This is a genomic window from Allobosea sp. 05T422_2 (assembly GCF_056396265.1).
This window is the reverse complement of sequence record NZ_JBFTLD010000263.1, coordinates 1-9,448: the sequence shown is the minus strand read 5'-3', so window position 1 is coordinate 9,448 and position 9,448 is coordinate 1. Positions and strand designations below refer to the sequence as shown.

The following is a 9,448-nucleotide window of genomic DNA, read 5'->3' as shown; positions in this document are numbered from 1 at the left end:
CTGCAGGCGCGCGCGGCTCCGACGACACACCTCTTTCGGCAGCCGTACCGCCTCGACGCACGCCCGCTTCGCCTCCATCGAGGCGGGTCCCGGATAGAGCCCCATGGTCATGGGGAGCGGTTGGTCATTAGCCGAATGCCCCATCACCTCAGCGATGGTCCAAGGCTTAAAGCCTCTCGCGCCGCGTGCGAACGCCTCCACGGCCTTGCGGTCGAACCACCGTCGGAATGAATGGAAGTCGACGGCCGATTGGCCGACTCCTGCCGCGCGCTCGTCCACCCCCAATTTCCGGCGGATGTGGATGAAGGCTTTGCCAGCGGGCGCGGCGCGGCTCCGCGCGGCGTTTTGCGGTGTCGGAAGCTCATGGAAAACGTAGTCGGTCGCAGCCTTCCCGTCCGTCCTCTTCTTCAAGATCGCGGCAATATCGGGATGGATCGGGATGCTGCGAACGCCGGCCGGGGTCTTGCCTTTGCGGACGGTAATCAGGCCGCCGCCGACATCGCCGGCCCGAAGTTCTGCAATCTCGTTAATCCGCATCCCTGAGAGGGCGGCGACCCGGGACATATCCGACAGCGGTTGCGCGTCAATCCCGGCGAGGAGCCTCGCCACTTCCTCATCCGTGAAGGGTCGCTTGGTTATGGACCGCTTGGATTCCTTCCCGTGCTTGCCGCGGGTGGAGAACCGCTGGCGGCTCCACGGATTGTCGCCGGTGACGTAACCGCGTTGCCCCAGCCATTCCCAGAAACCGTGTAGGGCGGAAATGTCCCTGTTGGCGGTGGCGCGCGCAACTTTTGCGAGAACTCCGGACACGAATTCCCCAGCGAGTCGGCGATCTATGGCCTCAGCATGGATGGCCAGGAGATTGGCGCTTCCCCATTCGGTAAAGCGGCGGACCGCATGCCTGTAACCCTCCTCCGTGCGCGGAGCCACGTCGATCTCATCCAGCCATGGCTCGAGGAGCGGGCCGATCGGTGTGACGGTGCCCGTTGCGATGTCGTGGAAGGCCAGCGCGACGCCGTCGCCATGCGCCTTTGCGATTTCGGCGGTCCGGGTGTCAACGTCCGCCTCGTGGCGTTCGAGAGCGGGCGAGGTGCGGTCCACGGTGCGGGGTAGGTCTCGATAGCGGACGGCCTCCTTGATCTGATCGGCCGTGCCGAGCGCGGCACCACCGCTTCGAGCCTGCACGATGCGCGCCTGGAGACAGGCAATGACCGGCCATTTAAGGGTGTTGGCCGCCGCAAGGCTATCGGTGTTCAGGCTTTCCTTGAGCGTGGTCCTGCCGATGGCCGTGGTTAGGTCTCGGGGCACGCGCACCACGACACGAAGGTTGCGGCCATGCCACTCGAGATAGCGTCCAGGGTTGGAGCGGCGACGGGACATTGGAGGGCCCTAGCCGGGACGCCGAAAGCTTCCGCCAGCCGATAGATCGAACTCCTGTTCGATCGCGTGGCGATTCGAGTTCGCTCTTCCTTGCTCCAGTTGGTCGGGACAGGAAGCTCGCTCTCGGCTTGGCTCTCGGTCGAGATGCGTCGGGAACAATGCTACTGGTGCGCGGACGCGCGGGCTAACGAGTGCTTGCTTACCTTCGCTTCTCCTCGGTTGATGACTTCCTGGATTTGACCCCTTGCGTTTCGACCTCGCTGGAGGATGCGCTCGCGATCGAGGGCGAGGTGGCGCTCGACTCTCGAGATCTCGGCCCGGAGGATGGGGAGCGGAGGGAGGTTGTCCGAGCCATCGCGTGACCATGCGCATCCCCGTGCTGCGATCACCGGCATTCGGGTTTTGCGGCCGTGAGCGCGGGGACCGCGTATTCGGTCGCTGAACAGAGGCTTGGCGGCGCTTCGATTTGCTCATCCCGGGATCCTGTCCCCATACGGGAATGTCCGCCGACAGTGAAGATCCAGCCGCCAGATAAAATCGAATGTCAATCGGCGTATCAAGCATATTGACATACGGAAGCGCGCAAATGAGAGATCATGAGAGCCACAACCGGCAAATCAGCAAGCGCTCGCTCGCCAAACTCAAATTACCGTTGAATCCTATATTTAACATTCGAATCGTTGAATTTGAATCTCARGCCAATCGACCGCCATGATACCGGATAGCCGGATTCAATCCTTCGATTTGGTAGGCGAATCCTTCGGCAGAAACATTGGCCAGAACGTGCTCCTGGAGGCGGCCAGTGGGTGGAATTCGCGGCCCTCCCCTGCGATTGCGCGCCTCGCAAAGGTGCTGGGGAGGCATAGGCAAGCCGGCTTTCACAAGCACGTGATCGCAATTGCCAGTGGCCATTTGAGTGCTGCGCTGCCACGCAGGTTCACGAGCGAACCCCCCGCCGGCGCGGGGCCGCATCGGCAGCGATCGTTTGGTCGGTTATCTGGCCGAAAGGCTGAGGGTGAAGTTCCGAGCGGACGTCTTCGACCGAAGCGTGGACGCGCATGGCTGTCAGGTTGTCGTCATCCAGACCCGCACTCCAGCATCTGGACATCCTGTCCGCAGATGGCCTTAGTGATCCTCATGTTGGCTTCGTCTTGTACGGGCTGAGTGGATTGCGACCGTGCCCCGAACGGAGCGGCGGCGTTGCTCCGGACGCGGGAACGAACCCGGCATCTCGAAGTGCCTCTCCGAACGATCGGGGGCGTGCGACCATCTCTATGATATCGACGAGATCCGTTATGGAGATCACGACCGTCAATTCCTCCGGGGAAGTCGCTGCAATCCGCGGGTCGGCTAGATCACCCTGCGCGGGGTGAGGCTGGCCGCCTTCCAATGGTCCCGCGGCAAATTCGACCAAGACTTCGCGTAGGCGGTCGTGCGAGTTTTCTGTCGAATGGGCGGCGTCGCGAATGCGTTGGGCGAGCGATGTGTCCAAGGTCAGCCGTCCAGCCTTGCGCCGCGCGGAATGCCAAGTCGGTACCATCGGGATAGCGTTCTCGCCCAACCTTGCTGCGCGTCGAGAAAGAAAAGGCCCGAGGTAGCGATGGGTCGACCCATCCCGGGGAGTTCGGGGTGTTCGGAAACCTCACCGATAAGGCAGCGCTCGGCTCGCGTACCCACCCACCAACGATCAATGGTCGGGGCGCTTGAACCGGTTGTATAGGTCCCGCCGGCCACCGCTTCCAGGTCGTCCGCGAGCCGCCGAAGTCTTTCGACCTCTCGACCAAGCGTATCGCGCTCCTCCGGGGAAACGCCGCCCCCCACCAGCATCTACATACCCTCCGGCCAGCACGCATCGTGCGGGAACTCCAACAGCGCGCTGCCCGTTGCCTTCAGCATTGCGTACGCGATCACCTCCGTGGCTTTCGCTCGTAGCGACGACAGCGAAGTTCGACCTTCCACGATGAGCGGCTCTGACGTGAAATCGAACCACGGAATTCCACCTGGTTGGATCACACGGTCGCTCGTTGGCGCCGGAAGCCGGAGACGTCGCGTAACGCGACGAAGGATTGGGTCGTAGTCAGACTGACGCATCGCCGATGGCCAGCCCACCGGCAAAATCCATGGCAACGCGAGACCCGTTGGCATGGATACGCCAGCAATCTCATGGAAGTCACGAGCGACCCGCTCGACGTCAGCGGATCCCGTTGACATCGGCAATAGGATTCGAAAGGCGGGATCGGCAATCCATCCTAGGTCAAATATAGACACCGGCAGGTCAACGACTATCGCCTCGGTTGCCGGGGATTGGCCTATGCGATCCTTGATTTCAGCCAAGTTCGGAGCGCGTCCGTTGGCCACGAACCAAGCCGTCCCAAAGGGGGCGGCCGCCTCTCCTTGAAGGATTGGCTGCTCTCCGCTCGCGGTGACCTGGATATGAAGTGTGTCCAAGCCGAGCTGGCTCAATCCGAGCGCCAGCAGGAGGCTGGCAGTGGTCCTACCCGAATAGGTATTCGAGCCGGCAATGAGGAAGGCTTCCATTCCCACTTCCTTTCGAATCCTTGCTGCGACCGATTCGGGAGGAGCCTATCAACGCGGGAGCGCGAGATCTACATGAAATGACAAATTTTTGTCTTTTAAGACATATTTTAATCCTATTAGGCAAATTGTTGACAAGCTGGATTTCACTATCTTCCTGTGCTTTTTCAATGGAATGCTTACTTCCGGACGGTTCCTGAAAGCGGCCCGCGTTGGCTTGGGACTAAGTCCCGAGCAAGTCGCCGAGGAAGCAGGGATCAGCCGCACCTCCCTGAGCAGGTTAGAGGCGGGATCTGACAAGGTCGCGCTGAAGCTGTTCATCGCGGTCCAGAACGTGCTGGAACACCACGGGATCAAGTTCCTCACCGGCGATGGCTCTACCGGGCCGAGCATCCGCTTTCCCGTCGATTATCGAGGCTAAGGCACGCCGCTCAGTGCGCCTTGAGTGCTTATGGTGTGGCGCGCGGCGCATTACATATTTCTATAATTCCGGAAATATGGATTGACTCGACCACTTACCCACCGCATGATCCCCGACATGATGAATACGCAAGATGCRGCGGCCAAGCTGGAGGCACTGGGCAACCCGACCCGGCTGTCGCTCTATCGCCTCCTGGTCAGGGCCGGACATTCCGGCTTGTCCGTGGGGCAATGCCAGCAGCGGCTGGAGATCGCCGCATCGACGCTTTCGCACCATCTGAAGGCGCTCATCATCGTCGGCCTTGTCAGCCAGGAGCGTGACGGCACGACACTGATCTGTAGGGCGAATTACGACCGCATGAACGAGCTGGTCCAGTTCCTCGTCGCCGAATGCTGCGCCGATGCCGCCTGCGCCTCCGAGCAAAGCGCCGCGTGATTTTTGCGGCGCAATATTTCGATGTTTCCGGTTTAATGGGAGAACGTGAAGATGGCAGTTAGGACAGTCGCAATTATTGGAGCCGGTCCKGTCGGCCTTGCCGCGGCGGCCCATGCCCTGGAGCGCGGCCTCTCCCCGATTATCTTGGAGCGCGGCCCGACCGCAGGACACGCCATCCGGCAATGGGCCCACGTCCCGATGTTCTCGCCCTGGGCCTTCAACATCGATCGCGCGGCCGAGCGTCTCCTTGAGGCATCCGGCTGGACGCGACCTGATCCGGATCGGTACCCGACCGGCGGAGACCTCGTTACGCTCTATGTCTCTCCCCTCGCCGAGAAGACGATCCTGCGCGATCGGATCAGGCTCAACGCCGATGTGATCTCGGTCTCCCGGGCTGGCTTCGACAAGGTCAAGACCAACGGCCGCGAAGCGGCACCGTTCCTCATCCGCTATCGCGACGGCGCGACGACCGCGAAGCTGACGGCCGACGCGGTGATCGACACTTCGGGCACCTGGTTCTCGCCGAACCCGGCTGGCGCCGGCGGTCTCCCCGCGTCAGGCGAGATTGAGGCTGCGGAATGCATCACCTACGGCATGCCCGATGTCCTCGGCGCCGCGCGGTCGCGCTATTCCGGCAAGCGTCTCGCCGTACTCGGCGGCGGCCACTCGGCCATCGGAACCCTCGTCGCGCTTGCGGAATTGCAGGCGACTGCTCCCGCGACGGAGATCACCTGGCTCTATCGCGGCCCGGCCTTGGCGAAGGCCTTCGGTGGCGGCGCGGCGGACCAACTGTCGGCGCGTGGCGAGCTTGGCCTGCGGATTGCCGAGTTGGTCAAGCAAGGCCGGATCCGCGCCCTGAACGGTTTCCGGCTGGATCGGATCGATCGCAATGAGTCAGGCTTACGGCTCGCCTCGGACGACGAGCGCAATCAGACAGTGATGGTCGACGAGCTCATCGTGGCAACCGGCTTCCGCCCGGAGCTGGGCCACCTGCGCGAACTGCGCGTCGAGCTCGATCCCGCGCTTGAATCCCCGCCGAGCCTGGCGCCGCTGATCGATCCCAACGTTCATTCCTGCGGAACGGTCCGCCCGCATGGCGCCGCCGAGCTCGCCCATCCGGAGTCTGGTTTCTACATCGCAGGCATGAAGTCTTACGGCCGAGCGCCGATCTTCCTGCTCGCGACGGGACATGAACAGGTCCGCTCGATCGTGGCAGAACTCGCAGGCGATCACGCCGCCGCCCGGCGCGTCGAGCTCGTCTTGCCTGAGACCGGTGTTTGCAGCGCGACGCCCGGCGGTCCGTCAGCGGCGGCATCGAGTTGCTKCGGCGGCCCGGCTCCCGTCACTGTCGAAGCCTGCTGCGGCGATGACGCGCAGGCGAAGCAATCCGGAAAGACGGGCTGCGGCTGCTCTTCGACCCCAACCGAAACCACCCGCGAGACGGCCGAAGCCTGATGTCCAGCCTGTCCCTGCCCATCCCCGCGCCGACCGGCGGGCGCGGGCTTTCGCTGATCGCGGCGCTCGGCGCGACCTAGGTCGCAGGCTACGGCGGCCTCTACTATGCCTTCGCCGTCCTGGCCCCGAAGATGACGGAGAGCTTCGGTTGGGCAGCTGAATGGACCTATGGCGGTTTCGCCATCGGCTTGCTGATCGGCGGCCTGGTTGCACCTATCGCGGGACGCTTAATCGATCATTATGGCACCCGCGCGATGATGACTGTCGGGTCGATCCTTGCCGGGCTCTCGCTTTTGGCCCTGGCCGAGGCGGGGGGCCCGATCAGCTACGTCGCGGCGATGATCGCCCTGGAGGTCGTCTCGACGCTCGTGCTTTACGATGCCGCGTTCACGGCGCTGACGCAGGCCCGCGGCTCCGGAGCCAGACGAGCAATCAGCCAGCTCACCTTGATCGGTGGATTCGCATCGACGCTGTTCTGGCCGCTGACCACGGCCCTGCTCAATTCCTTCAACTGGCGCGAAATCTACCGCATCTACGCGGTCGTTCAGTTCGCCCTGTGCGCGCCGCTGCACCTCTTGCTGCTTCCGGGCCCGGTTCACCGTATGGCAAGCCCTTCACCCACGGCCAATAGCGCCGATGCCCCGATCGTCGGCTACCTTGAGGGGAACGCCCGACGCAGCGCCTTCGCCCTGCTGGCGTTGGCCTTCTCGCTACAAGGCTTCGTGGTTTCGGCGATGTCGGTCCATATGCTCGCCTTGCTGCAAGGTCTGGGGCTGAGCGCTGCGGTCGCCGTAGGTATCGGCGCCATGGTTGGTCCYTCCCAGGTTGCAGGGCGCTTGGTCGAAATGCTGTTCGGCACCTCGATCGATCCCGTCACGACGGCCTGGACCTCCGCGGCGCTGATGCCAGTCGGGTTCGCCCTGTTGATGATCGGCGGCACGACGGCCGTGCTCGCAGGCCTCTTCGCGATCGCCTATGGCATCAGCATGGGCCTGAGTTCGATCGTGCGCGGAACCGTTCCGCTCAAGCTCTTTGGCCCCGCCGGTTACGGGGCGATGCTGGGCAAGCTCTCCGCACCTGGCCTCATCGTAAAGGCCGCCGCTCCGCTCCTCTTCGCCATGTTGCTCGAGCGCGCCGGGCTGGTACCGAGCACGTTGCTCTTGGTCGCCCTGTCCGGGCTGTCAGCGGTGGCAATGTTCATCCTGGCGCGCAAGCTGCGCTGAACCCGCTCCAAGTTGTAGGAGGCCCTCATGCCATTGCGTGAGCTGACCGATCCATCTTCGTTTCCTGCGTTCAAGCCCGAATTCGTGATGAGGTGGCCCGCAGACGACCTACCCGATCCACTCGGCCCCCCCCCGCGTATCCTGCTGCTCTACGGCTCACTGCGCGAGCGCTCCTTCTCGCGGCTTGCCGTGGAGGAAGCCGCACGGCTTCTGACGCTGTTCGGAGCCGAGACACGCGTCTTCGATCCGTCCGACCTGCCGCTGCCAGATCAAATAAAGGGCGACGATCACCCGCCGGTGCGGGAGCTACGCGAGCTCGCGTTTTGGTCGGAGGGCCAAGTCTGGTGCAGCCCGGAGCGCCATGGCCAGATCACGGGTGTCATGAAGACCCAGATCGACCACTTACCGTTGGAGATGGGCGGGATGCGCCCGACCCAGGGCCGCACGCTTGCGGTGATGCAGGTGTCGGGTGGTTCGCAGTCCTTCAATGCGGTCAACACACTGCGCCTGCTCGGGTGTGTGGTCCCGGAATGAGGTGGTGCGGGTTGATTTTGAAGATTGATGGGTCTTTGGTCTATGCCTCACAGATGACCTGGTAGGGCGTTCGCCAGCGCAGAGCCTTCAGGTGCTTGGCGAAGTTGTAGGTGGTGACGAAGGCCAGAACATGGGTCTTCAGGCTTTGCAGGTCGTCGTAGTGGTAGACCTTGACCGTGGCGTCCTTGATCGTGCGGTTCATTCGCTCGGCCTGGCCGTTGGTCCAAGGATGGTAAGGCTTGGTCAGCCGGTGCTCGATGTCGTTGTCGGCGCAGACCCGGCCGAAGATATGACCACCGGGGGAGCCGCCAGTTGGGCCATCCCGATATTTGGGCAGGTCGGCGAAGGCCATGCCGTTGTCGGTGAGCACGGTATGGATCTTGTAGGGGAAGACCTCGACCACGGTCCTGAGGAAGGCCGAGCCCGCCATCTTGCCAGCTTTATCGTGGAACTCGACGTAAGTGAACTTCGAGACCCGGTCGATGGCCAGAAACATGATCAGCTTGCCGTCGGCGTGGCGTAACTCGCAGCTGTCGATGTGGACGTAGCCGATCTCGTAGGTCTTGAACCGTTTGCGCTGCGCCTTGGTCTCCTCGATCGGCAGCCGGGAGATGCCGTGGCGCTGGAGACAGCGATGCAGGGCGCTGCGACTGAGGTTGGGGATGGTATCCCTCAGGCAACCGAGCACATCGTCCAGCGGCAGCAGCGTCTTCTGCCGGAACGCCACGACGATGGCCTCCTCCGCTGGCGTCAGCACCGTGCTCTTCGGCGACTTCGGCCCCATCGGGGCGTCGGCTGTCGTCGTCCGTTTGCGCCACTTGCCCACCGTCTTGGGGTTCAGGCCGTAGCGGGCGGCAAGGGACCGGGTGCTTTCTTTCGACGCTTGGAACTCGGCTCGAAGACACGGCGTCGTGCGGGCGCTGCCGTGAAGAACGCTTGCCATAGGGCATCCTCCTCCTGACGATTCAGGATCGATGATGCACCATCACTCCAGGGGAACACACACCTAGTGAGCGTCGCCTTGCCATTCCGCTCTCGTTGTCCGTGGCGAGTGTGGGAATACGCAAATCGGGCGCTGAGGCGCTGGCGGTCATGAAATATCAATTGGGGATGAGAGGGTGCCGCGCTGAACCTCATCAGATCGCGTATATAGTCGACGAAAGGAATAGATATGCTATATATAGCTGGCCTTGACGTCATTTGTCAAGATTTGGTGTGTTGCAAGGTACTTCTGATAGCGCAACGCCGCCGCCCGCGAACTGGGCGTCAGGCGAACGGACGCCCCGCCCGCCGGTCAACATCGTTCGCACACTCCTGTCATTGTTCGATGGCTTTGAGATGTGGCAGAAGCGCTCCGGAGGATCCGCATGACCGATTTGCCCACCCTGTCCGAGATCAAGGCCGCCAAGGCTCTTGTGGACACTGTCTTCCCGGGAACGCCGCAATATGCCTGGCCGCTGCTGCA

General features: G+C 62.8%; 8 protein-coding genes and 2 pseudogenes. 6 read left to right on the top strand and 4 right to left on the bottom strand.

Annotated elements, in window-relative coordinates:
- The 3 genes from AC1DJT_RS30075 to AC1DJT_RS30065 all read right to left on the bottom strand — a co-directional run.
- Positions 1–1,380: DUF6538 domain-containing protein (locus AC1DJT_RS30075; protein ID WP_476835484.1), on the bottom strand; the 1,380-nt coding region annotated here is incomplete at its 3' end.
- A gap of 1,494 nt (positions 1,381–2,874) precedes the next feature.
- On the bottom strand, positions 2,875–3,207 hold the full coding sequence (locus tag AC1DJT_RS30070) for a DUF6634 family protein (RefSeq protein ID WP_476769411.1): 333 nt from the start codon (positions 3,205–3,207) through the stop codon (positions 2,875–2,877).
- Entirely contained in the window at positions 3,208–3,918 is a 711-nt protein-coding gene (locus AC1DJT_RS30065) for a hypothetical protein (protein ID WP_476769410.1), read from the bottom strand.
- An 88-nt stretch (positions 3,919–4,006) separates the two neighbouring features.
- Here AC1DJT_RS30065 and AC1DJT_RS30060 point away from each other — a divergent pair, with 88 nt between their 5' ends.
- From AC1DJT_RS30060 to AC1DJT_RS30035, 6 genes and pseudogenes are all read left to right on the top strand, one after another.
- The gene (locus AC1DJT_RS30060; RefSeq protein ID WP_476835483.1) at positions 4,007–4,336 is read left to right on the top strand and encodes a helix-turn-helix domain-containing protein; all 330 of its coding nucleotides are present in this window, start codon (positions 4,007–4,009) and stop codon (positions 4,334–4,336) included.
- Positions 4,337–4,456: 120 nt separating this feature from the next.
- Entirely contained in the window at positions 4,457–4,771 is a 315-nt protein-coding gene (locus AC1DJT_RS30055) for an ArsR/SmtB family transcription factor (protein ID WP_476769427.1), read from the top strand.
- 51 nt (positions 4,772–4,822) lie between these two features.
- The gene (locus tag AC1DJT_RS30050; RefSeq protein WP_476835482.1) at positions 4,823–6,226 is read left to right on the top strand and encodes an NAD(P)-binding domain-containing protein; all 1,404 of its coding nucleotides are present in this window, start codon (positions 4,823–4,825) and stop codon (positions 6,224–6,226) included.
- 110 nt (positions 6,227–6,336) lie between these two features.
- Positions 6,337–7,449, top strand: a pseudogene (locus AC1DJT_RS30045) (MFS transporter); the annotation flags it as partial.
- A gap of 87 nt (positions 7,450–7,536) precedes the next feature.
- Positions 7,537–7,965, top strand: a pseudogene (locus tag AC1DJT_RS30040) (NAD(P)H-dependent oxidoreductase); the annotation flags it as partial.
- The gene (locus AC1DJT_RS30035; RefSeq protein ID WP_476769426.1) at positions 7,937–8,011 is read left to right on the top strand and encodes a hypothetical protein; all 75 of its coding nucleotides are present in this window, start codon (positions 7,937–7,939) and stop codon (positions 8,009–8,011) included. The pseudogene AC1DJT_RS30040 and the gene AC1DJT_RS30035, both read left to right, overlap by 29 nt.
- A gap of 12 nt (positions 8,012–8,023) precedes the next feature.
- On the opposite strand, the gene AC1DJT_RS30030 is transcribed toward AC1DJT_RS30035, so the two are convergent.
- Complete coding sequence (locus AC1DJT_RS30030) at positions 8,024–8,926, bottom strand: IS481 family transposase (protein ID WP_476769407.1); 903 nt, start codon at positions 8,924–8,926, stop codon at positions 8,024–8,026.
- Between the last annotated feature and the right edge of the window lie 522 nt (positions 8,927–9,448).

Bases quoted from the DNA above. Each gene is read 5' to 3' on its own strand.
- AC1DJT_RS30070 (WP_476769411.1), bottom strand. From the start codon at position 3,207: ATGCTGGTGGGGGGCGGCGTTTCCCCGGAGGAGCGCGATACGCTTGGT.
- AC1DJT_RS30065 (WP_476769410.1), bottom strand. From the start codon at position 3,918: ATGGAAGCCTTCCTCATTGCCGGCTCGAATACCTATTCGGGTAGGACC.
- AC1DJT_RS30030 (WP_476769407.1), bottom strand. From the start codon at position 8,926: ATGGCAAGCGTTCTTCACGGCAGCGCCCGCACGACGCCGTGTCTTCGA.